Source organism: Microbacterium sp. NPDC012755, from assembly GCF_042901325.1.
Lineage (GTDB): Bacteria > Actinomycetota > Actinomycetes > Actinomycetales > Microbacteriaceae > Microbacterium > Microbacterium natoriense.
In genome coordinates, this window is the sequence record NZ_JBIBCT010000001.1 from 898,900 (window position 1) to 918,338 (window position 19,439).

21 protein-coding genes are annotated in these 19,439 nt (G+C 67.5%); 11 read left to right on the forward strand and 10 right to left on the reverse strand.

The window, feature by feature from the left end; translation table 11 throughout:
- Nucleotides 1-18: 18 nt before the first annotated feature.
- The 7 genes from ACFY5A_RS04245 to ACFY5A_RS04275 all read left to right on the forward strand — a co-directional run bounded on the left by ACFY5A_RS04245 (nt 19) and on the right by ACFY5A_RS04275 (nt 5,357).
- A complete protein-coding gene (locus ACFY5A_RS04245; RefSeq protein WP_341940963.1) occupies nt 19-1,182 on the forward strand; it encodes a pitrilysin family protein in 1,164 nt (387 codons plus the stop codon).
- Between the two features lie 6 nt (nt 1,183-1,188).
- The gene (locus tag ACFY5A_RS04250) at nt 1,189-2,451 is read left to right on the forward strand and encodes an MFS transporter (RefSeq protein ID WP_387235883.1); all 1,263 of its coding nucleotides are present in this window, start codon (nt 1,189-1,191) and stop codon (nt 2,449-2,451) included.
- 41 nt (nt 2,452-2,492) lie between these two features.
- A complete protein-coding gene (gene queC / locus ACFY5A_RS04255) occupies nt 2,493-3,170 on the forward strand; it encodes a 7-cyano-7-deazaguanine synthase QueC (protein ID WP_387231994.1) in 678 nt (225 codons plus the stop codon).
- Nucleotides 3,167-3,544: a 6-carboxytetrahydropterin synthase gene (locus ACFY5A_RS04260; RefSeq protein ID WP_341940961.1), complete on the forward strand. Its 378-nt coding sequence runs from the start codon at nt 3,167-3,169 to the stop codon at nt 3,542-3,544. The genes queC and ACFY5A_RS04260 overlap by 4 nt, the downstream gene beginning before the upstream one ends.
- Nucleotides 3,541-4,242, forward strand: a complete 702-nt coding sequence (locus ACFY5A_RS04265; RefSeq protein ID WP_341940960.1) for a 7-carboxy-7-deazaguanine synthase QueE — start codon at nt 3,541-3,543, stop codon at nt 4,240-4,242. Before ACFY5A_RS04260 ends, ACFY5A_RS04265 begins: the two co-directional genes overlap by 4 nt.
- The gene (gene folE / locus ACFY5A_RS04270) at nt 4,232-4,861 is read left to right on the forward strand and encodes a GTP cyclohydrolase I (RefSeq protein WP_387231997.1); all 630 of its coding nucleotides are present in this window, start codon (nt 4,232-4,234) and stop codon (nt 4,859-4,861) included. Before ACFY5A_RS04265 ends, folE begins: the two co-directional genes overlap by 11 nt.
- 73 nt (nt 4,862-4,934) lie before the next feature.
- Entirely contained in the window at nt 4,935-5,357 is a 423-nt protein-coding gene (locus ACFY5A_RS04275; protein ID WP_341940958.1) for a hypothetical protein, read from the forward strand.
- An 8-nt stretch (nt 5,358-5,365) separates the two neighbouring features.
- Here ACFY5A_RS04275 and ACFY5A_RS04280 read toward each other — a convergent pair whose 3' ends face one another.
- From ACFY5A_RS04280 to ACFY5A_RS04295, 4 genes are all read right to left on the reverse strand, one after another.
- Entirely contained in the window at nt 5,366-6,037 is a 672-nt protein-coding gene (locus ACFY5A_RS04280) for a GPP34 family phosphoprotein (RefSeq protein ID WP_341940957.1), read from the reverse strand.
- Nucleotides 6,038-6,324: 287 nt separating this feature from the next.
- On the reverse strand, nt 6,325-6,969 hold the full coding sequence (locus ACFY5A_RS04285; RefSeq protein ID WP_386949897.1) for an MIP/aquaporin family protein: 645 nt from the start codon (nt 6,967-6,969) through the stop codon (nt 6,325-6,327).
- A 174-nt stretch (nt 6,970-7,143) separates the two neighbouring features.
- Entirely contained in the window at nt 7,144-8,160 is a 1,017-nt protein-coding gene (gene corA, locus ACFY5A_RS04290) for a magnesium/cobalt transporter CorA (protein WP_341940955.1), read from the reverse strand.
- Nucleotides 8,161-8,178: 18 nt separating this feature from the next.
- Nucleotides 8,179-9,462, reverse strand: a complete 1,284-nt coding sequence (locus tag ACFY5A_RS04295) for a serine hydrolase domain-containing protein (RefSeq protein ID WP_387232000.1) — start codon at nt 9,460-9,462, stop codon at nt 8,179-8,181.
- 87 nt (nt 9,463-9,549) lie between these two features.
- On the opposite strand from ACFY5A_RS04295, the gene ACFY5A_RS04300 reads away from it, so the two are divergent.
- Together ACFY5A_RS04300 and ACFY5A_RS04305 are read left to right on the forward strand one after the other, a co-directional pair.
- Nucleotides 9,550-9,864, forward strand: a complete 315-nt coding sequence (locus tag ACFY5A_RS04300) for a DUF2470 domain-containing protein (RefSeq protein WP_387232002.1) — start codon at nt 9,550-9,552, stop codon at nt 9,862-9,864.
- 55 nt (nt 9,865-9,919) lie between these two features.
- Nucleotides 9,920-10,567, forward strand: a complete 648-nt coding sequence (locus ACFY5A_RS04305) for a heme oxygenase (biliverdin-producing) (RefSeq protein ID WP_105677032.1) — start codon at nt 9,920-9,922, stop codon at nt 10,565-10,567.
- Nucleotides 10,568-10,778: 211 nt separating this feature from the next.
- On the opposite strand, the gene ACFY5A_RS04310 is transcribed toward ACFY5A_RS04305, so the two are convergent.
- Complete coding sequence (locus ACFY5A_RS04310; protein ID WP_105677497.1) at nt 10,779-12,173, reverse strand: ATP-dependent RecD-like DNA helicase; 1,395 nt, start codon at nt 12,171-12,173, stop codon at nt 10,779-10,781.
- 112 nt (nt 12,174-12,285) lie between these two features.
- On the opposite strand from ACFY5A_RS04310, the gene ACFY5A_RS04315 reads away from it, so the two are divergent.
- Nucleotides 12,286-13,359, forward strand: coding sequence for a hypothetical protein (locus ACFY5A_RS04315; protein WP_341940951.1), 1,074 nt, complete (start codon nt 12,286-12,288; stop codon nt 13,357-13,359).
- A gap of 218 nt (nt 13,360-13,577) precedes the next feature.
- Here ACFY5A_RS04315 and ACFY5A_RS04320 read toward each other — a convergent pair whose 3' ends face one another.
- The 3 genes from ACFY5A_RS04320 to ACFY5A_RS04330 all read right to left on the reverse strand — a co-directional run bounded on the left by ACFY5A_RS04320 (nt 13,578) and on the right by ACFY5A_RS04330 (nt 16,779).
- The gene (locus ACFY5A_RS04320; RefSeq protein ID WP_105677505.1) at nt 13,578-15,485 is read right to left on the reverse strand and encodes a cytochrome c oxidase assembly protein; all 1,908 of its coding nucleotides are present in this window, start codon (nt 15,483-15,485) and stop codon (nt 13,578-13,580) included.
- Nucleotides 15,486-15,693: 208 nt separating this feature from the next.
- Nucleotides 15,694-15,981: an HU family DNA-binding protein gene (locus ACFY5A_RS04325; protein ID WP_050724056.1), complete on the reverse strand. Its 288-nt coding sequence runs from the start codon at nt 15,979-15,981 to the stop codon at nt 15,694-15,696.
- 216 nt (nt 15,982-16,197) lie between these two features.
- Nucleotides 16,198-16,779 carry a TetR/AcrR family transcriptional regulator gene (locus ACFY5A_RS04330; protein WP_105677500.1) on the reverse strand — a complete coding sequence of 194 codons (582 nt, stop codon included), beginning with the start codon at nt 16,777-16,779 and terminating at the stop codon, nt 16,198-16,200.
- Between the two features lie 135 nt (nt 16,780-16,914).
- Between ACFY5A_RS04330 and ACFY5A_RS04335 the strand changes: the two genes are divergently transcribed.
- On the forward strand, nt 16,915-17,730 hold the full coding sequence (locus ACFY5A_RS04335) for an alpha/beta hydrolase (RefSeq protein ID WP_341940950.1): 816 nt from the start codon (nt 16,915-16,917) through the stop codon (nt 17,728-17,730).
- Nucleotides 17,731-17,917: 187 nt separating this feature from the next.
- On the opposite strand, the gene ACFY5A_RS04340 is transcribed toward ACFY5A_RS04335, so the two are convergent.
- On the reverse strand, nt 17,918-18,742 hold the full coding sequence (locus tag ACFY5A_RS04340; protein WP_341940949.1) for a DUF559 domain-containing protein: 825 nt from the start codon (nt 18,740-18,742) through the stop codon (nt 17,918-17,920).
- Between the two features lie 389 nt (nt 18,743-19,131).
- Complete coding sequence (gene rpsN / locus ACFY5A_RS04345; RefSeq protein ID WP_017829734.1) at nt 19,132-19,437, reverse strand: 30S ribosomal protein S14; 306 nt, start codon at nt 19,435-19,437, stop codon at nt 19,132-19,134.
- Between the last annotated feature and the right edge of the window lie 2 nt (nt 19,438-19,439).

Below are 19,439 nucleotides of genomic sequence, written 5' to 3' on the forward strand. Positions count from 1 at the left end.
TTTCCCGCAGGCACTGTGATGGTGGACCCTCTTCCGCACCTGGAGTCCGTCACGGTATCGCTCTGGGTGGCATCGGGTAGCAGGAATGAAGCGCCACAGGCGAGAGGAAGCGCACATCTCGTCGAGCATCTCGTATCCAGTACCCGGACCCGCGAAGGCTCCAGCCTGCTCATGGAGGCGGATACGCAGGGTGGTCGCGCCGAGGCCGTGACCACCCCGGAGTACACGCTGTACGCGGCCACCGTTCCTGCCAGGCGCTGGAAGCACGTGCTCGGTCTCCTCCAGCAGGGGTTCGCCGTTCCTGACTTCACATCCGAAGCCGTCGAGCTCCAGAAGACGAGGATCGTAGACGAGATCGAACAGGCTCACGGCGACCCGGCCACCCACATCCACGATCTGGCGCTGTCCAGCCTCCTCGGTGATCACCCGTTGGCTTATCCTGCCCGGGGAAGAACGCAGGATATCCGAGACCTTTCTGTCGAAGACGCCGCACGTGAACACCGGCGCCAGTCACGCAGCAAGAGCTTTTTCGTCGTATCCGGCGGTGTCGATCCCGCTGAGGCGCGTGATGCGCTCGGCAGTCTGGACATGCCGGAACAGGTGCCGGATCATCCCGCCATCGGTCTCATCCCTCCCCGCGCTCAAGCCACCTCAGCGCACCACCGCTCCAGATCGCCCCGAAGCCACGTGCTCGTGACGTGGTTGCTTCCCGATAGGACACCCGCGGACGATCTGCCGCTCGCGGTGATGAATCGCCTCGTCGGTGGGAGCGTCAATGGAGTGCTTCAGCGAGCATTCGAAGGTTCCGAGGGAGCCTATTCATGCCACACCTACCGTTCCGTCTTCTCGGATTGTGCCGTCTGGTCCGCCTACGCATCGTGCGCACCGGCGTCGGTGGAGAACACGATACGGAGGATCGAGTCGTCACTGGAGAAGGCCTGGGATGAGGACCTAAACGATTCGACCGCGGTGGAGAAGGCCACGCTCTCACTCGAAGGCTCGCTCGCGATCGGCTTCGAGTCGACACGGATGCGTGCGAACTGGCTCGGCCGCCGCCTGCTCGACGGCGCTTCGACGTCTCTGACCCCCCGAGTCGAACGCCGACGCATCGATCCGGCCGACCTCGGTCTGCTGCGCTCGCGATTCGCTGACCGCCACGTCACCGTCCTGGATGCGAGTTGAACCATGATGACAACGCCGAGTACCCCGCCCGCTGCGCTCGTGTGGAGAAACCGTGCGCTTGCGCCGATCGCGCTCGCCACTATGATCGCGGGTCTGGGCTTCTACGTCCCAGTGAGCGCCCTCTTCCTTCAGGGGCGAGGTCTGTCGCTCGGGGACATCTTTCTTCTTGAGAGCATCCTCGTCGCCAGCATCCTCGTCGCAGAGGTGCCTGCGGGGTTGATCTCCGACCGCATCGATCGCCGCTGGGTCATCATGAGCGGCTTCGTCCTGCACGCGATCGCGGAGATCCTCTTCGCCGGGGGGACGACGTTCTTCATGTTCGCGATGTCCTTCATGGTCAGCGGCTTCGGTATCGCAATGCTCACCGGCGCGCAGGACGCGTACATCTACGATTCGATGGGCGAGGACGCGGACTCTCAGTCAGTGGGAGTGTGGGGCCATCTCAGTGCGCTTCAACTGATCTCCGGAGTCATCGGCGCGATCATCGGAGGCTACCTCGCGTCGATCGATATCTCCTGGCCAGCGCTCGCCGCCGCCATCACCGCCGCCGCCGCGGCTGTTGTCGCATTCTTCATCCCTTCGCAGAGGCCAGTGCAGGACGCGGATGCCGATGCCGAGACCGCGTTCGCCGCCCTCGGCATCGGCATCCGTCTGCTGTTCACCTCCCCGATTCTGCTCTACGTCGCGGTAGCGTCCAGTGCCTCGTTCGTGCTGTTCAACTCTGCCTTCACCCTCAACCAGCCGCTCTTCGAGGGAACTCAGATACCCGTCGCACTCTGGGGAGTGATCGGCGCCCTCGCCCAGCTGTGCGCGGCCGGCTACAACCACTTCGCCGGCTCGATCGAGAAGCGGATCGGCCGCAAGTATGCGCTGCTCTTCGCAATGGGCTACGGGGCAGGAGGTTTCTTTCTGATGGCCACACCGCACCCGGTGGCCGTCGTCTTCGGATTCGTGCTCGTGGTCCTGGGTATGAATGCTCGGGGTCCCATCACGATGGCGGTTGCCAACCGCGTGATCCCTCGCGCGCGGCGAGCCACCGTTCTCAACGTCGCGAGTTCGGTCGGGAGCATTGTCGGAATCGTCGTCAACCCGCTGATCGGCTGGGGAGCAGACGCGAGCCCCGCCCTGACAGTCATCGCTATCGGCGCGGTGTTGCTGGTCATGATGCTCACCTGGATCCCCGTCGCGAACCGCTTCCTGCCGGGCCCCGGCGAAGAAGATCACGAAGAGGACCGACCGGTGCCGGAGGATGCCGGCGAGGCGCCCTGAGCCGCCACCTGAACCTGTTGTCCACGAACACGGAAATGAGGATGAAAATGACTCGCGTCGCCATACTCCTGTCAGGAGGACTCGATTCGACGACCGCACTGGCGGTGGCCGCTCGTGAGCACGAACCGGCTCTCACTATCTCGGTCGACTACGGTCAGAGGCACGTCCGAGAGCTGGCGGCGGCACGCGCAGTGTCCGAGCGATACGGCGTTCCGCACGTCGTCATCGATTTGCGATCCTGGGGACGCTCGTTACGGGGCTCGGCGCTCACCGATGAGAGCATCGCCGTTCCGCATGGAGACTACGACGCCGAGAACATGGCGGTCACCGTCGTCCCCAACAGAAACGCCACATTCCTGATGGCAGCGGTCGGCATCGCACAAGCGAACGACGTCGCGGAGGTGTGGACCGCAGTACATTCTGGCGATCATGCGCTCTACGCGGACTGCCGTCCGGAGTTCATCGTCTCAGCTTCCCAGACAGCGCACTTGGGCACCGACGGAGCGGTGACGATTCGCGCTCCGTTCGTCAGCATGAGCAAGGCGGACATCGTGAGTATGGGCTCGTCTCTTGGCGCCCCATTCGAGCTGACGTGGTCCTGCTACGAAGGCGGCGACGAGCATTGCGGTGAATGCGGAACCTGCGCGGAGCGACGCGCATCGTTCATCCTCGCGGGCGTGGAAGACCCGACCGTCTATGAAACGGCGGAGCAATCATGAAGGCGTCCATCAGCAAGGACTTCGAGTTCTCCGCATCCCACCGCCTGAGCGGCCTGCCTGAAGAGCACCAGTGCGCTCGCCTGCATGGGCACAACTATGTTGTGCGCATCACGGTCCGTGGCACCGTCGTGGAGCCCGGGTTCGTGATCGACTACGGCGACCTCGCCCCGGTGAAGACCTGGATCGATACGACACTCGACCACCGAGATCTCAACGCGGTCATCGACACCAACCCCACCGCCGAACGTCTGGCGATGTTCATCGCCAGACGTGCCGGCGAGATGATCCTCGTCCCTGGACGCGAAAACATCGAGGAGGTGAGCGTCTCGGTTTCTGAGACGCCGAAGACCTGGGCCACGGTGGTGCTGGCGTGAACGAACTGCCCATCGTCGAAGTCTTCGGGCCAACCATCCAGGGGGAAGGGCCCGCTTCCGGGCAACTAAGTTCCTTCGTTCGGCTGGGCGGGTGCAACCTCGCCTGCACCTGGTGCGACTCCGCATATACGTGGGACGGCTCTCGATTCGACCTCCGGGAACAGATCACCGGAATGGAGGTGCCTACGATCATGGATCGTCTGCCTAGCGCGCCCATCTGCGTCGTCACCGGCGGTGAACCGCTGCTGTATCAGGAACGGGCTGCGTTCCCGGCGCTGCTGCGCATGATCCGAGACCGCGGAACGCAGGTGCACATCGAGACCAATGGCACGATAGTACCGACCCCTGAAGTCGAAGGCCTCGTTGATCTATTCGTCGTGTCGCCGAAGCTCGCGCACGCCCACGCGCAGAAGGGCCGGATGACTCCGGCCCTAGCGAACGGCTGGAGCGATGTGGCATCGAGATCGAACGCACACCTGAAGATCGTCGTAGAGACCCGGGACGATGTGATCGAGGCGTCCGCGATAGCCGCCTCGTCAGGGTGGAACCGGCAACGAATTTGGGTGATGCCCGAAGGAGTCGACACTGCGACGCTCGACCGCCGCTGGCCGGATGTCTGCGCGTGGGCGATTGAGGCGGGCGTCAACGTGACGCACCGGCTGCATGTATTGGCTTGGGGAGAAGAACGTGGCCATTGAACCGATGATCGAAGCGAGGGATACGGCCCCGGATATGAACACGAGAGGGATCGACCTGACCGCTGCGACGGAGGCCATCAGGTCGTTCATGTCCGCGATGAACCTCGACGAGGGAGCCCACACCGCTGATACTCCGGAACGGGTCGTCCGCGCCTGGGTCCGCCGCACAGCGGGGTACGGAGAAGAACCCGCCCGCGTGCTTGAAACCCGCTTCCCGGTAGAAGGAGACCCGGGGCTGGTGGTCGTCTCCGGCGTTCGGTTCTCCTCGACGTGCGCGCATCATCTTCTGCCAATCGAAGGCGTCGCCACTGTCGCGTATCGACCGGATGCTGAGCGTGGCGAAGTCGTAGGCCTTTCGAAGCTCGTCCGACTGCTACGTATCTATGCCGCGCGCTTGCAGGTCCAAGAGTCGCTCGGCCGGGACACCGCAGCGACCATAGACCGAGAGCTGCGACCCGTCGGCGCCGCTGTCGCCCTGACAGCGAGCCACGGCTGCATGACTCTGCGGGGGATCGACGAGCCGAACTCCGTCACCACGACTCTCGCGCTGAGCGGTGACTGGAGCAGCGGGCATCCAGACGTCCTTCAGATCATGGAGGAGCACCGCAGACATCTGTGAGCCGGTCCACGACGTCCGACGCCCCCCTGAGGCACCTCGCATCTTCCACACGTCAGGTCAGTACGCTCTTCACATGGCCCCTGACCAGCGATACACGTCCCTGCTCGGCGATTGGTCGGGCGACGAAGAGCTCTTCGCCACCGCATGGACCGCAGCCGGTTCGGCGCGAGGAGCACTCACGGTCGAGCCGGGACCCGACGGCATCCTCCTCGACTACGTGGAGATCCAGGATGCCGGTCACCTCATCGCCCACGCCGTGATCTCCTCCGCCGGCTTCTGGTGGTTCGACTCCTACGGTTTCGTGCCGGAGACCCCGGGCACGGCCGCGTGGGAGGGCGACGAGCTCGTGCTCGACCGACGCTCCGCGCGCGGGCGCACGATCATGCGGCTGCGCCGAGACGGCGAACGTCTTGCGATCGAGCTCGACACGGCTGCGCCACCGGATGCCGAGCCCGCCCCGCTCATGCGCGGGACGTACACGCGCCAGGGCGGCTGAACCGAACCTCAGGTGATGGTCGCCGCCACGATGACCGGCGTCATCGCCGCCATGAGCGCGGCGCTCACCGCGGTGCTCACCGCTTTCGCGACGGCGTCTCCGGCGGCCGAATCCTCCGCGAGCGCCCCGATCCTCTTCTTCAGCTCACCGGCCGACATTCCGGCGGACTCCTCGCGCAGGAGAGCATGCGCTGCCCCCAGCCCCTGCAGGATGGAGAGCAGGGCCTGGTCGGCGGCGGTCGGCGGGACGTGACCCGCCAGGACCGCGGCCAAGCGCGAGCGGAGCAGTCGCTCCGGCCCCGGATCGGACTCGGGCGTGCGCTCCGAGCCCCAGCCGAAGAAGCCGCGCTCACCGCGCACGAGCACGCCCTGCACGACCAGCGACTCGACGACGGACTCGAGCGGATCGAGGCCGGAGCGCATCACGAGCGACTGCACCTTCTTGCCGTGCAGCGGAACGAGCTTCGCGAGAGCGACGTCCAGCACCGGGTTGCCCGTGGGCTCGGCGGACACGATCTCCAGCACCGGGTTCTTGCCTTCGGCGATCCTGACGCGTCCGTGCAGCGCGAGATCCACGATGACGGCGGCGATCTCCCCGTACAGGCGGTGCACGCTCACCGCACTCTCGACCCGCCCGTCCGGGCGCAGCAGCAGCAGGTGGAGCTCCTCGACGATCAGCATGGCCTCAGGCTAGAGCCCACCCGCCGCCTCCGGCATCCCCCTCGAGGAGGACTCCGCGACACGCCTCGGGCACCCCGCTCATGCCCGGGAGGAGAACTCACGTTCGGGAGGAGATCTCACGTTCGGGAGGACCGATGCCGCGGAAAGCTCCTCCCGAACGCGCGAACTCCTCCCGAACGCGCGAACTCCTCCCGAACGGATGCCCAGCGCCACGCACCCGCCCCACACGCACCCCGAACGCAGGAATGCCGCGCCCGGGAGGGCGCGGCATTCGGGTGCAGCTGAGGTCAGGCGCCGATCTTCTTGGCGTCGTCGCTGTTGAGCACGCGGAACAGGACCGCGGCGATCGCGGCGCCGACGATCGGGGCCACGATGTAGAGCCACAGGTTGCTCCATGCGAACTGGCCGCTGATCGACAGGCCGAGCGCGACGGCGGGATTGAAGCCGCCGCCCGAGATGCCGCCGACCGCGACGGCGCCGACGAAGACGGTGCCACCGATCGCGAGACCGTAGAAGGAGTTTCCGTCGGTGTCCTTCGACGTCGCGACGTTCAGGACGACCCAGACGAGGGCGAGGGTGAAGAGCGCCTCGACGAGGAAAGCGGGGCCGACCTCGATCTCGGTCGCCTTCTCGGCGGCCGGCCACACGGCGAAGCTGACGAGGGCGGCGGCAGCGCCACCGACGAACTGCGCCACGATGTACGCGACGAGGTCGCCGGCGCTGAGTCCACCGCGCAGGAAGACGCCGACCGACACGGCCGGGTTCAGGTGCGCGCCCGAGATGTGGCCCGTCGAGAAGACGAGGACCGCGAGGGCGAGGCCGATCGCGAGCGGCGTCAGCGGGCTGCCGCTGTTCACCGCGCCGATGATGCTGAGGACGAAGAGGAATGTGGCGATCGCTTCAGCGAGCGCCTTGCGTGCTGTCCCGGTCATGAGAGTGCTCTTTTCTTGAGATTGGAATGCGGTGAGCACTTCGACCGCCCGCGCACTCCGGCCGACGCACCCTCCATAGCGTCACCGAGAATATCGGGTCGTCCACCGAAGGGAGAGGATGCCGCGCGGCGATCCTGTGAATAGGCTGAACACGCCGAGCGTGCGTCGGAGGGCCTACAGCCACCCCTTCTTCTTGAACACGAAGTACAGTCCGTAGCCCATCGCGATCATCAACCCGATCGCCATCGGGTAGCCGAACACCCAGCTCAGCTCCGGCATGTTGTGGAAGTTCATGCCGTAGACCCCGGCGACGAGCGTGGGCGCGAACAGGATCGCCGCCCAGCCCGAGATCTTCTTGACCTCGTCGTTCTGGCGGATGCTCAGCTCCGTCATCCGCTGCATCTCCGCGTTCTGACGACGGGCCACGATCGTCGACTCCACGGTGAGCGCGTTGTCGAGCAGCGTGCGGAAGGTGGTGGCCCTGTCGGCGATCCGCAGAGCATGGTCGAGCACGTCGCGCAGATAGGTCTGCAGCTCCTCGTCGACCGCGTACTTCTCCGAGCCGCGCAGCAGCCCCTCCAGCATCCCCGCCAGCGGCTGCGTCGCGCGCTGGAAGTCGATGACCTCTCGGCTCAGCTCGTAGATGCGCTGGGTCGCGTCGGAGTCCTCGACGAACAGCTGGCTCTCGATCTCGTCGATGTCGTTCTCGAGTCCGGCGAGCACGGGGGCGTACTCGTCGACCACCTCGTCGAGGATCGCATAGAGCACCGCCTCGGGTCCGTGCTTCAGCAGAGCGGGGTCGCCTTCGAGCCGGCGGCGCACCCGCCCGAGGTCCGGCGACTCGGCGTGCCGGATCGTGACGACGAAATCGGGACCGAGGATGATGTGCACCTCGCCGAACTCGACCTCCTCGACGTCGTCGAGGTAGCGCGCGGGGCGCAGCACCATGAAGAGGATGTCGCCGTACCGCTCCAGCTTCGAGCGCTGATGTCCGGCGAGGGCGTCCTCGACCACCAGGGCGTGGATGCCGAACTCGTCGGCGACGGCGCGGATCTCCTCCTCGCTGGGCCGATACAGGCCGATCCAGCCCATGCCGCCGCGTTCCCGCATCCGCTCGAACGTCTCGCTGAGACTCTTCGGGTTCTCGGAGCGCACCCCGTCGACGTAGATCGCGTTGTCGATGATCGTCATCGCGGCCCCGCTCCGGTGCTAGGCGGCCGGCTGCTCGACGCAGACGAGCGCGGCATCCGTGATCGCCTGATGGTACTGCTCAGCCGTGAACGGCAGACCGAACTCGGGGGCCGTCTGGCCCGACGCCGCAGGAGCCTTGGAGGCGATCGCCGCGAGCTCCCACGCCAGGTACGAGGCGAAGATTCCGCTACCCGTCGAGTCGTTCAGCACGACCGCGACGGTGAAGCCGGTCGCCGGGTCGGAGTACGCGGCGGTGGCATAGCCGGGAGTCCATCCCTGCTGGCCGATCATGGAGCCCACGAGGTTGCCGCCGCCCGTCGCCTGCAGCCACGAGGGAGCACCGTCGTAGGCGGGCAGCGGCGCGCTGAAGCGCTCGGGCTTCTTCTTGGTCCGCAGCTTCTGCGCCGCCTCGGCCTGCACATAGCGCCCGAGGTCCTCGATGGTCGACACGACGCCCGAGTCGGTGAACCCGGCGCTGGACGACAGCTTCGTGATGTCGACGGGAGCCGCGCAGTTGTAGCCGCCTTCGACCGCAGACAGGTAGTGGCCGTTCATGACCGGCCCCGTCGACGGTGCGGCCGCGGGCGCGGCGGGAAGGGACGTGCCGCTCAGGCCGAGCGGGGTGGTGACGTACTTGGCGATCAGCTCCGACGCGCTGAGGCTCGATGCGCGCTCGAGCGCGAGGCCGAGAAGAAGATAGCCGGCATCCGAGTCGCGGTATGCGGTGTGCGCGGGGGTACGCGCCTGGCCGAGCCCGTACGAGGCGAGCTCGAGCGGAGCCCACTCGCGGCCCGGGGTGTTGAGCCAGGAGGACTTCACCGTCGGCTCGGAGGAGCCGAGTCCGCTCGTGCCGTTGCAGAGATCGAGGAGGGTGATGTCCTGGAGGCCCGCGACACCGGAGACGTAGTCCGTCACCGGCGCATCGAGCTTGAGCACGTCGTGTCCGGCGAGCGCGTACAGCACGTCGCACGTCATGAGTCGCGTCACGTCTCCGATGCGGAAGGACATGTCGGTGCTGATCTCCGCGCCCGCTCCGGGTTCCTGCGTTCCGAGGCCGGTCACCCAGGTGCCGCTCCAGGGCACCCAGACGCCCACGACGGCCCCGGAGGCGCCGGAGGCCGTGAGCGCGTTCGACACGGCATCCTGCATCGCCGCGACCGTGTCGTCGGGAAGGCTGCCGTCGACCTGCTCAGGGGGCGTGTACGTGAACGTCTTGTCTGCAGTGCACCCGGTCAGGAAGAGCCCGAGCACCACGACGCTCGCGACGGCTGCGCGCACCCGGCGCGACGAGAGAAGCTGCATGTGGAAAAGACCCCCGGAAGACGTGTTCCCCGAGTCTAGAACGCGGATGCTGAGAACCCGCACTGTACGGGCGTTTAGGGTGGATTCGTGACCTTCGCCTTCGACGCCGACATCGTCTCCGCCGTTCTCCGCCACATGAACGGCGACCACGTGGACGACAACCTGCTCATCGCCCGAGCCTTCGCACCCGAAGGCCGGGGCGAGATCACGGATGCCGTCATGACCGGGTTCGACGGGGACGGCGGCCTGTGGTCGATCACGCGCGACGGTGAGGCATCCGAGCTCCGCGTCCCCTGGCCTGGTCGACCGATCACCGAGCGACCAGCGGTCCGCCGCGAGGTCGTGGCGCTTTACGACCTCGCCTGCGAGCGGCTCGACGTCGAGCCCCGCCCGCACGCCTGAGGCGGCGTTCGCCCTCGACATGGCGGACGGGTAAGGCAACCCTTACACTGGACGCATGTCCGAGATCCTCTCCTTCTCCGCCGCGCTCCGCGAGCGCTCGTCCGGATCGCACTCCCAGAGCGAGGGCGCGGGCTTCATGTCCGACCTGCTGAAGGGCGAAGGGTCGCGCGAGGACTACATCTCCCTCGTCGCGCAGCACTACTTCATCTACGAGGCTCTGGAGAGCGCGGGTGAGCGGATGCGCCAGGACCCCATCGCCTCCGTCTTCCTCAGCGACAAGCTCACGCGCCTGCCCGCCCTCGAGGCCGACCTGGAGTTCCTGATCGGCGCCGACTGGCGTGAGCGGATCACGGCGCTGCCGACCACGCAGCGCTACGTCGACCGCATCCGCCAGGTCGGTGCGACGTGGGCCGGCGGCTTCGTCGCCCACCACTACACGCGCTACCTCGGCGACCTGTCGGGCGGCATCTTCATCGGCCGCGTGATGGCCCGCCGTTTCGGGTTCGAGACCAACGGCATCGGCTTCTACCTGTTCGACGACATCGCAGACCCGTCGGCGTTCAAGGACGTCTACCGCGAGCAGCTCGACTCCGCTCCGTGGGACGAGGCCGAGCGCGAGCGCGTGATCGACGAGGTGCTGCTCGCCTACCGTTTCAACACCGAGCTCTTCGAAGACCTCGACAGGGCGCGCGCCGCCGCCTGACGCACCGTTTCGTCTCGCTCCGCTCGCTCAACGGCCGGCAAGGCACGCTCGCTCGACGACCCACCCGGCCGTTGAGCGAGGGAGCGCAGCGACCGAGACGAAACGCGGCGAGGAACGCACGACTGCCGCCACGCGTCCGATGGGGCGTTTCGCCTCGCGGAGACTCGCGCTGAGCGAGTCGAAGCGTCGCTCAACGACCGGGGCGGTGCGCTCAGGCTCTCGGCAGCTCCGGCGTCGACCGCGCCTCCCACGCCTCGCGCATGAAGCGTCGCACGTCCTCATCGACCCTGATGTCACGCGGACGCAGGTCCCGCGACAGATACAGCCCCTCGAGGGACGTGAGCCGGCTCAGCGCGACGTAGGTCTGCCCCGGCGCGAACGCCCCGGAGCCGAGGTCGATGATCGCCCGGTCGTAAGTCTTGCCCTGCGACTTGTGGATCGTGACCGCCCACGCGAGTCGGAGCGGGAACTGCGTGAACTCGGCCACGACGTCGCGCGTGAGCTTCTTCGTCGTCGGCTCGTACGAGTACCGGAACCGTTCCCAGACGGCGGGTTCGACGTCGACCTCTTCGCCGTCGATCTCGACGCGCACCTTCTCACCGAGGATGCGGATGACGGTGCCGATCGTGCCGTTCACCCATCGCGGCGGCTCTCCCGACATCGCGGTGTCGTTGCGCAGGAACATGACCTGAGCGCCGACCTTGAGCTTCAGCTCCGACTCCGCGGGGAGCGCCGCCTCGCCGCGTCCGAAGTCTCCGCTGACCTCGGCGCGGGCCGTCTGCTCCTTGCCGGGCAGCGCGGCGAGGTGCCGGCTGTTGATGCTGTTCACGATGTCGTTGCGCGTGGCGAGGGTGATCATCGGCACCTCCCCCGGCTCGGGGTCGGGGGGTGTGCGTGCGCCCTGGGCGTTGAGCACTCCCGCGATCTCGGCGGTCACCCGTCCGTAGCGCACGGCGTTCAGCATCGCCTTGAAGCCGTCGTCGGACTGGCGGTGGATCTGCACCAGTTCCCGCACGTGCAGTTCGGCGCGGGTGTCGACCTCGAAGAGCCCCTGCTGGTCGGACGACCCGATGCCGCCGGATCCGCCGGCCCAGACCTTGGCGTCGAAGAACCAGAACGAGCGGTAGTGATCCTGCACGTAGCGGGCCTCGTCGCCGCGCGGGGGCACGGGGGCGAGCTGGTACGGGTCGCCGAACATGACGACCTGCACGCCGCCGAACGGCTCGCCTCGGCGTCCGCGCGCCTGACGCAGGGACCGGTCGATGGCATCCATCAGGTCGGCGTTGACCATCGAGATCTCGTCGATCACGAGCGTCTCGATGGCATTGAGGATGCGGCGCGTGTTGTCGTTCTGGTCGATGTCGGAGTCGCCGATCAGACCGATCGGCAGCCGGAACAGCGAGTGGATCGTCTGCCCCTCGACGTTGAGCGCCGCGACTCCGGTGGGCGCGCAGATCGCGATCTGCTTCTTCGTGTTCCACGCGAAGTACTGCAGCAGCGTGGACTTTCCGGTGCCGGCGCGACCGGTGATGAACACGTGCTCGCCGGTGTCCTCGATGAGCTGGAACAGCTCTTGCTGCTCCTCGGACAGGGCGGGTAGGGACACGGCTCACTCACGGCAGAAGAACGGATGCTGGCGCTCACCATGCTACGTGCCCGCGCGCGCCTCACGGCGTCACGCTCGGCGTCATCTCAGGACGCGCTTCTAGACTGACGGCATGGATCAGGTGGAGACGACGACGCCTCGGCGATCCCGTCTCGGCGTCGACCTGGCGCTGCTGGCCCTGGTCGGCGCGATGCTGCTCGCCGCCATCGGGGCGGGAGCATCCGTGCTCTACACGTCGTACTACGGTCCGTCCGCTTTCGTCGTGCGCTATCTCGATCTCCTCTCCAGCGGTCGGGCGGCCGATGCTCTGCACGTCCCCGGGGTCGCCCTCGATCGCGCGACGCTGGAGAAGGCCGGCATCACCGGCACGCCCTCGGAGGCGATGCTCCGGCCCACCGCCCTCGCCGCCCTCACGAATGTCGAGGTCGTGTCGGAGAAGCCGGCAGATGACGACGGCACCGCCGTCACGGTGTCGTACCGGGCTGGTGGGCACGAGGGCAAGACGACCTTCCTGGTGACACAGGACGGGTGGGCCGGAGTCACCCCGAACTGGCGGTTCGCGACGAGTCCCCTGGCCGTCGTCGACCTCACGCTGAGCGGCGCCGACCAGTACGCGGTCAACGGGTTCGAGGTCGACCGTCGGCAGATCTCCGCCGCGGGGGCGGAAGCCCGACCCCTGGATCCGCTGCCGATGCTCGTCTTCACTCCGGGGCTCTACTCGATCACGGTCGACACGGCCATCTCCACCTCGAAGGGCGTGGGCGTGCTCGCCGACTCCCCGCTGGCCACGACCCCCGTCTCCGTGCAGACGACGCCTACCGACGAGTTCATCGGCGTCGTGCAGCAGCGCGTCGAGGAGTTCCTCACCGAGTGCACCACCCAGCAGGTGCTGCAGCCGACCGCATGCCCGTTCGGGCTCGAGGTGCGCAACCGCCTCTCCTCCCTGCCGGTGTGGTCGATCGCGACGCAGCCGAAGATCACCGTCGTGCCCGACGGAGGTCAGTGGCAGATCCCGCCGACGGATGCCGTCGCCCACGTCGACGTCGGCATCAAGTCGCTGTTCGACGGGAGCGTGGAGGAGGTCTCCGAAGACGTCCCGTTCCAGGTCAACGGGACCATCACGATCCTCCCCGACGGGTCGGCGTCGATCCGCGTCGGCTCCCCCGGCGAGGTTCCGCAGGAGTGATCCCACCCTCGGAGGAGCGACCTCCGAGTCCGCGCATCCGCTCCGCACTCCCGCGATTCGCGTTCGGGTTCTCGTGCTCGGTGCCTGAGTTCGGCCCCGCCGTTCGGGAGGAGATATCCCGTTCGGGCTGAGGATCTCAGCCCGAACCTCCTCCCGAACGCGAGTTCTCCTCCCGAACAGGCGATGCCGGCACGCTGAGGAGCCGGAAAGCTCAGGGCCTAGCGGGCCTCGCGCTCGGCCTGACGCCGGTCGCGGTCGGCGAGGGCGGCGAGCTTGGCGTTGTACTCCTCGAGTTCGGCATCCCCCGTGCGGTCCGCGTGCCGATCGCGCCGCTTCTGCAGCTTGGTGTCGCTGCGGCTCCACTGGATCGCGACCGTGATCGCGAGGATCAGCGTGGGGATCTCGCCGATCGACCAGGCGATGCCGCCGCCGATGTACTGATCCTGCATCGGGTCTGGGCCCCAGGCGCGGCCCATCGAACCGAACCAGTCGGCGACGATCAGGCCCTCCTGCATCATCATGGCGATGCCGAAGAACGCGTGCATGGCCATGACGGCGATCAGAGTGATCAGGCGACCGGGGTACGGGAGGCGGTACGGCACCGGATCGGCGCCGATCAGGCTCATCACGAAGAGGTAGCCCGAGATCAGGAAGTGGATCGTCATCCACTCGTGGCCCAGGTGTTCGTACATCGACCAGCGCACCAGATCGGTGAAGTAGAACGCCCACAGCGACAGGATGAAGATCGCCGCCGCGACGAACGGGTGGGTCACGACGCGGGCGAACGGCGAGTGCACGGCCCACATGATCCACTCGCGACCGCCGCGGGTGCCGTCGTCGCGCTTGTGGATCGCGCGCAGCGCCAGCGTGACCGGAGCACCGGCGACGAGCAGCAGGGGGATCGCCATGGACAGCATCATGTGTCCGAGCATGTGCACGCTGAACAGGTACTCCTGATACGCGTTGATCGGACCGCCGGTGACCCAGACCAGCATCAGCAGACCCAGCACCCAGAACACCGTCCGGTGGATCGGCCAGCGGTCGCCGCGCAGGCGCAGACGACGCACGCCCGCGAGGTAGAAGAAGAGCCCGAACCCGGCGGCCACCAGCCACAGGATGTCGATGTCCCACTGCGTGAACCAGCGGTCGATGGTGAACTCGGGCGGAAGCTCGGAGCCGGTCAGGTTCTGCGCGGGCGTGCGCACGAAGGGCGCCTCGTCTCCCACCGGCGGAGGCGTGCGCGCCAGTGCGGCCGCCGCTCCTGAGGCGAGCCCCATCAGCGCGATCTCGCACATCACGAGCATCCAGAACCAGCCGGCGGCACGCGGACCCTCGAGCTTGGGGATCAGCCGCACCCGGTACCAGGCGCCGAGCAGGCCCATGGCGCACAGCAGCACGACCTTGGCGAGCAGGATGCCGCCGTACGGCGTCCACAGCGCGCTCCAGTCGCCGAGCGCGACGATCGACCGGGTGACGCCCGAGACGGCGACGACCGCGAACGCCGCGATCGCGAGGGTCGAGTAGCGCCGCACCAGATCGGCGACGGGAACATCGCCCCGGCCGCGGAGCAGGATGACCAGCAGCAGACCGCCCAGCCACACCGCCGCGCCGACGGTGTGCAGCAGGATCGAGTTCACCGCCATGTTGTGGCCGGCGAGATCGCCCGAGTGCCCCTGGGTCGCGAGCGGGAGGAAGGATGCCGCAGCCAGTAGCGCCGTGATCAGAGTGGCCGTCCACGATCGCCACGCGAAGGCGAGCACCGTGATGACGGAACCGACGATGGTCGTGATCAGCCAGGACTGTCCGAGGGAGGTCTCGAGGAGGAACTTCCCGAGCTGCGCCCCGAACTGCGCATCGGCGCTGAGCTTCGGCGCGAAGGCGTTCATGAATGAGAGGAAGCCGGTGATACCCGCCGTGACCGTGAAGACGGCGGCGCCGATCGAGGAGATGTTCAGCGCCGTATCGAAGGACTTCTCACCGCTGCGCAGCGCGAAGAGCGCGAGGACGAGGGAGCCGAGCATCGCCGCCGCCGCGACGTTCATGACGAGCTTGACCAGCGGGAGCGCCCACCGCACGAACGGACCCGGGTCACGGATGAGCAGAGGCTCAGCGCCCCCGCCGTACATGAGGGCGATGGTCACCGCGATGACGCCCGCGGCGAGGAGCAGCCCGACCCCGCCGAGACGGTACGCCGACAGTGTCGGGGGCTGCACGGCGCGGGAAGTCACCCCTCCAGCCTAAGCCGCGCGGCGCGGCATCCCGACCGGCGCGGGGCTCCGACGCACGAAGGCCGCCACCCCGAGCGGGGCGGCGGCCTTCGGTGAGGAAGCGGTCTTACTTGACGGCTGCCTTGAGCTTGGAACCAGCGGTCACCTTGACGCGCTTGCCGGCCGGGATCTTGATCTCGGCGCCGGTCTGCGGGTTGCGGCCCGTACGAGCGGCGGTCGCGACCTGCTCGAACGAGATCCAGCCCGGGATCGAGACCTTGCTGCCCTTGGCAACAGCGTCGGAGACCGAGGAGAACAGCGCGTCGAGGACACCCGAGACGGTGGCCTGGCTCTGGCCGGTGGCGGAAGCGATGCTCGCGACGAGCTCGGTCTTGGTGATGGACTTGTCAGCCATGTCATCCTCCAGCGACGAGGATCCCGTCGCATCGTTGTGTGAGTCGGAGCGGATGCTCCTGGTCGAGTGACCGCCTTGAATGTATCAACGACAGCCGACATTTCCGCGTCATTTCGCGGGTTTTGGTCATTTTCAGGGCGTGTCGCGTCACATTTGTCACTTCAGTCACAGATTCGAGGGGCGCAACCGTGCCCCGAACAGTGATGGCCACGACGCTCAGCGGGCTCGGTGAGCCGCGATGACCGACCGCGCCGTGCGCTCGAACGCCGGATTCACGCGTTCATCGCCATCGAGGTAGCCTCCGACCAGGGCCGCATCGCGCAGCAGGACGAGGGATGCCGCGGCATCCGCCGGGCGCTCCAGCGCCGCCCCCTCCGCCACGCTCTGCAGCGTCGAGCGGAACCACTCCCGATGCTCGGCGATGAGCGCGCGCACCGCGCCGTCGGCATCCGGGTACTCGGCGGCCGCGTTGATGAACGGGCACCCGCGGGTGTGGCGGTCTCGGATGTCGGCGGCGATGCCGGCGATCACCGCCTCGAGCAGCTCGTCGGGGTCGGACACCGCGGCGCCCGCGTCGGCGAACATCCCCCTGAGCAGCTCGTCCTCATTGCGCAGGTAGGCGAGCACGAGATTCTCCTTGCCGCCGAACTGCTTGTAGAGCGTTGCTCTGGTGACCTGGGCCTCGTCGATGATCCGGTCGACGCCGACCGCATGGATGCCCTCCTCGTAGAAGAGATGGGTCGCCGCATCGATGAGTCGGGTGCGGGCGGGGCTCGGGCGCTTCGGAGTGGTGTTCATGATGGTCCTCCCTCATCGTCGCATCCGTCGGGCGACTTCTCGACATCGGGAATAGATTGTAGTAGATAGAACGTTCGGTCTACTATCAGCATAGCCCCCGCAGCAGGCGAGGGACCCGAGCCAGGAGAAGAAGACATGAGCACCACCGAGAAGACGCCGATCGTCCTGATCCACGGCCTGTGGATGACGCCGAAGAGCTGGGACACCTGGGCGGAGCGGTTCCGCGCACGGGGACACGAGGTGATCGTCCCCGGGTGGCCCGGCATCGACGATCGCACGGTCGCAGACATCCGGCGCGACCCCTCCGCACTGAAGGGCATCGGACTGAAGAAGATCGTCGACCACTACGAGGGCATCATCCGCGCGCTCTCAGTGAAGCCGATCATCATGGGTCACTCCTTCGGCGGGGTCATCACCCAGATGCTCGCCGACCGTGGCGTCGGGGCCGCCTACGTCGGCGTCGCCCCCGGACAGACGGCAGGCGTCGTCGCGCTCCCCCTCTCCACGCTGTGGACGGGAACCCCGATCCTCTCCAACCCCTTCGGCATCAACGGCGCCAAGCCGCTGTCGAAGCGGCACTTCCACTTCACCTTCGGCAACGACCTCTCGCGGACGGCATCCGACGCCCTGTGGGAGGAGTACGCCGTGAACTCGTACAACCGCGTGTTCTTCGAGGGAGTCGGCTCGGTCTTCAACGAGAAGGGCGGCGTCACCCACGTCGACTACGCCCGCGCCGACCGCGCCCCGCTGCTCGTCATCACCGGCGAGATCGACCACGTCGTGCCGCCGGCCATCGGGCGCGCTCTCGTCAAGAAGTACCACTCGTCGGGCAGCCCCGCCGTCGTCGAGTACCGGGAGTACGCGGGACGCACGCACCGACTCGTCAGCCAGGACGGCTGGGAGGAGATCGCCGACGACGCCCTCGACTGGGCCGTGTCGCACGCCGCGTGACGGGCAGGGCAGGGCAGGGCAGGTCAGGGCAGGTTTCCGGGGCGCTGCGTGGATCGCACGACGGGAGGAGATCTCACGCTCGGGCTGAGGATTCTGCCGGATTCCTCAGCCCGAGCGTGAGAACTCCTCCCGTGAGTGCGTTCAGCATGCGAAGGAGCGCCGCGGGGCATCGCCGGAGGGGGCCCGCTCAGGCTGCGAGGTGCAGGCGCTGACCGATCGCGGCGAGAATCATCCGCTGCACCTCGGCCCAGCGGTTCAGGAGCTGGTCGTATCCGATGCGGATGACGTGGTACCCGTGGAGCTTCAGCAGGGCGTCGTGGGCGATGTCGCTTGCGCGTTGCGCTCCGACGTGATGACCTCCGTCGATCTGGATGACGAGTCGGTCGCCGAGGAGGAAGTCGACTCGATGCCCGAGTATCCACACCTGCGGTGTGATCGGGATGTCCAGCCACCGCAGTCGCGTGCGGAAGATCGTCTCGGTGCCGGCATCCGCGAACGGCCGGGCGTCGGCGAGCAGACGCCTCGCTGACGGCGGGAGCGGTGAGCGCTCCAGGATGCCGGGATCGACCACCCGCGCGCGTAGAGCCGACTCCCACGTGGCGAGGGCGCTCTCGTAGGGCTGACAGCGGGAGATGAGGACCAGCGCGTTCTCCATCGAGTCCTCGCAGGTCTCGACGTCGCGGGGAACGAGCGGAACACTCCAGTGGATCACCCCACGCATCGTCTTCACGTGGCCCGCAGTGGGCGGCGCCGCCACGTGCGGCTCGGAGGAGTCGAGGACCCACAGCCCCTTGCGCGCGGCGAGCGTCACACAGCTGAGCACCACGCCACGACGGGCTGCCGCGACGAGCAGCGGATCGGCATCCGTCATGGCCACCCAGCCGCGTCGCACCGAGACGATCTCGCCGCGCTCACGAGCGCGACGCAGGGCATACACCGCGACGCCGTCGCGGCGGAGAGTCTCGACACGCGCGACGCCGTCGCGCTTCATGAGTGCGGCGACCGGATCCATTCGTCGATCATGCCCATCTGCGGCATCCGTGCTGGCCGCGCTGGGCGCCGAACCCACGATCTGGGGACAGATGCTGGACTTCCGGCTCTGTGGAGGAAGACTGCGATTCGCACGACGGGAGGAGATCTCACGTTCGGGCTGAGGATTCTGCCGGATTCCTCAGCCCGAGCGTGAGAACTCCTCCCCAGCACGCGAGGGGTCGACCGGGCAGGGGCGCGGGACGCGGGGCGCGGGACGCGGGGCGCGGGACGCGGGGCGCGGGGGCAAGGAGGCAGGAGCAGGGATGCTCGGCGCGGGGGCTGGATGCAGGATGCAGGCGCAGGCGCCGGGGGTACGCGAAAGGGGCGGGGATCCGAAGATCCCCGCCCCTTTCGACGGTCTGCTGAGACTTACCAGCTGGACTTGGTCACGCCGGGCAGCTCGCCACGGTGTGCCATGTCACGGAAGCGGACACGCGAGATGCCGAACTTCGTGAGGACACCGCGGGGGCGGCCGTCGATGACGTCGCGCGAACGCACGCGAGCCGGCGACGCGTTGCGCGGCAGCTTCTGCAGGCCGACGCGTGCGGCCTCGCGGGCCTCGTCGGTGGCGTTCGGGTCGACCAGGGTCTTCTTCAGCTCTGCGCGACGCTCTGCGTAACGCTCGACGATGACCTTGCGCTGCTCGTTGCGAGCGATCTTGCTCTTCTTAGCCATTG

Excerpts from the sequence above, each read along its gene's own strand:
- ACFY5A_RS04280 (WP_341940957.1), bottom strand. The coding sequence starts at position 6,037 with ATGCTGATCGTCGAGGAGCTCCACCTGCTGCTGCTGCGCCCGGACGGG.
- ACFY5A_RS04295 (WP_387232000.1), bottom strand. The coding sequence starts at position 9,462 with ATGCAGCTTCTCTCGTCGCGCCGGGTGCGCGCAGCCGTCGCGAGCGTC.
- ACFY5A_RS04245 (WP_341940963.1), top strand. The coding sequence starts at position 19 with ATGGTGGACCCTCTTCCGCACCTGGAGTCCGTCACGGTATCGCTCTGG.
- ACFY5A_RS04335 (WP_341940950.1), top strand. The coding sequence starts at position 16,915 with ATGAGCACCACCGAGAAGACGCCGATCGTCCTGATCCACGGCCTGTGG.
- ACFY5A_RS04275 (WP_341940958.1), top strand. The coding sequence starts at position 4,935 with ATGGCCCCTGACCAGCGATACACGTCCCTGCTCGGCGATTGGTCGGGC.
- ACFY5A_RS04305 (WP_105677032.1), top strand. The coding sequence starts at position 9,920 with ATGTCCGAGATCCTCTCCTTCTCCGCCGCGCTCCGCGAGCGCTCGTCC.
- ACFY5A_RS04285 (WP_386949897.1), bottom strand. The coding sequence starts at position 6,969 with ATGACCGGGACAGCACGCAAGGCGCTCGCTGAAGCGATCGCCACATTC.
- ACFY5A_RS04340 (WP_341940949.1), bottom strand. The coding sequence starts at position 18,742 with ATGGATCCGGTCGCCGCACTCATGAAGCGCGACGGCGTCGCGCGTGTC.
- ACFY5A_RS04330 (WP_105677500.1), bottom strand. The coding sequence starts at position 16,779 with ATGAACACCACTCCGAAGCGCCCGAGCCCCGCCCGCACCCGACTCATC.
- ACFY5A_RS04315 (WP_341940951.1), top strand. The coding sequence starts at position 12,286 with ATGGATCAGGTGGAGACGACGACGCCTCGGCGATCCCGTCTCGGCGTC.
- corA (WP_341940955.1), bottom strand. The coding sequence starts at position 8,160 with ATGACGATCATCGACAACGCGATCTACGTCGACGGGGTGCGCTCCGAG.
- rpsN (WP_017829734.1), bottom strand. The coding sequence starts at position 19,437 with ATGGCTAAGAAGAGCAAGATCGCTCGCAACGAGCAGCGCAAGGTCATC.
- ACFY5A_RS04250 (WP_387235883.1), top strand. The coding sequence starts at position 1,189 with ATGACAACGCCGAGTACCCCGCCCGCTGCGCTCGTGTGGAGAAACCGT.
- ACFY5A_RS04325 (WP_050724056.1), bottom strand. The coding sequence starts at position 15,981 with ATGGCTGACAAGTCCATCACCAAGACCGAGCTCGTCGCGAGCATCGCT.
- ACFY5A_RS04260 (WP_341940961.1), top strand. The coding sequence starts at position 3,167 with ATGAAGGCGTCCATCAGCAAGGACTTCGAGTTCTCCGCATCCCACCGC.
- ACFY5A_RS04320 (WP_105677505.1), bottom strand. The coding sequence starts at position 15,485 with ATGTACGGCGGGGGCGCTGAGCCTCTGCTCATCCGTGACCCGGGTCCG.
- queC (WP_387231994.1), top strand. The coding sequence starts at position 2,493 with ATGAAAATGACTCGCGTCGCCATACTCCTGTCAGGAGGACTCGATTCG.